Origin of the sequence: Actinoplanes sp. NPDC026670 (assembly GCF_040638175.1) — a bacterium.
GTDB lineage: Bacteria > Actinomycetota > Actinomycetes > Mycobacteriales > Micromonosporaceae > Actinoplanes.
On record NZ_JBEZXU010000176.1, the window covers coordinates 1 to 1,560 of the forward strand.

Annotated in this window: 1 protein-coding gene; it reads left to right on the plus strand. The window is 66.5% G+C overall.

The features are described 5' to 3' along the window. Nucleotides 1-203: 203 nt before the first annotated feature. Nucleotides 204-1,472 carry an IS110 family transposase gene (locus AB0E94_RS52850; protein ID WP_360344539.1) on the plus strand — a complete coding sequence of 423 codons (1,269 nt, stop codon included), beginning with the start codon at nucleotides 204-206 and terminating at the stop codon, nucleotides 1,470-1,472. Nucleotides 1,473-1,560 lie beyond the last annotated feature (88 nt).

The following is a 1,560-nucleotide window of genomic DNA, read 5'->3' on the forward strand; positions in this document are numbered from 1 at the left end:
GGCCCGTTCCGGGCTGAAAATCGGTGCTGGTCGCTCGCTGACGTCGTAACCCTTTGATTCGTACGAGGTCGTGTTTTAGTCGGACGCGGGCAGTCGCGTTTTGGGCCCTTCACTGTTGCTGCGAGCACGCGAGTTAGATTCACCCGTTCTGTGGCTGCCGCGGGCGACCGTCCTTGCTGTTCTGCTGGTGGGGAGGGGTTCGGTTGCTGGAACAGGCTGTGGACGAGGATCAGATCATCACGCATGTCGCCGGGTTGGACATCGGTAAGGCGTCGCTGGTCTGCTGCGCGCGGGTCCCGGACGTGGAGAAGCCGGGACGTCGGCTGCAGGAGGTACGGACCTACACCACGATGACCCGATCACTGATCGGGCTGGCTGAACGGCTGTCAGTCCTCGGCGTGACCCGGGTGGTGATGGAGGCAACCAGCGACTACTGGAAGCCGGTCTTCTACCTTCTCGAGGCTCATGGCTTCGAGGTGTGGCTGGTCAACGCCCGTGACGTCAAGCATCTGCCCGGGCGGCCGAAGACCGACAAACTGGACGCGGTCTGGTTGTGCAAGGTCGCGGAACGGCAGATGATCCGGCCGAGTTTCGTGCCGCCGTCACCGATCCGGATACTGCGGGACCTGACCCGCTACCGGGTCGATCTGGTCGCCGAGGCCGGTGCGGAACGCCAGCGGGCGGAGAAGCTCCTCGAAGACGCGCAGATCAAGGTGTCGGTCGTGGTCAGTGATCTGTTCGGTGTTTCCGGGCGGGCGATGATGGCCGCGCTGATCGGCGGGCAGCGCGACCCGCACACCCTGGCCGGACTGGCCCGCTCCAGCCTGCGCCGCAAGATCCCCGCACTGCAGGAGGCCCTGACCGGCAACTTCACGGATCATCACGCGTTCCTGCTGGGCAAGATGATCGCCCGGGTCGAGCAGATCGAGACCGATATCCGTGAGGTCGACGCACGGATCGAGGAACAACTGGCCCCTTTCGCGCCCGCGGTGGCCCGGCTGCTTGAGATCCCCGGGATCGGCCGGACCGCCGCCGCCACGATCATCGCGGAGATCGGCGTGGACATGACCCGCTTCCCGACCCCGGCCCACTTAGCGGGCTGGGCCAAGTTCGCCCCCGGCGTCAAGGAGTCCGCCGGCCGCCGCAAAGGCAGCGGGTCAACCGGGCACGGCAACCGCTACCTCGCCCGCGTGCTCGGGCAGATCGCCGTCAGCGCGGCCCGGACCAGCACGTTCCTCGGTGAACGCTACCGGCGCATCGCCCGAAGACGCGGCGCCAAACGCGCGATCGTCGCGGTCGGCCGTTCGGTCCTGACGATCATCTGGCACCTGCTATCCGCCCCGGAATCCCGCTTCCATGACCTCGGCGCCGACTACTACCTCAGCCGCACCGACACCGAACGCCGCAAACGCAACCACATCCGCCAACTCGAAGCCCTCGGCTACCACGTCACCCTCGACCTCGCCGCATAACCACCCGCTCCACCCAAGACCCATCCCACGCCGCTACGCGACGCGGGATGCTACCGCGCGTCCGGTCACTGTTCGATTTTCGAGTTAG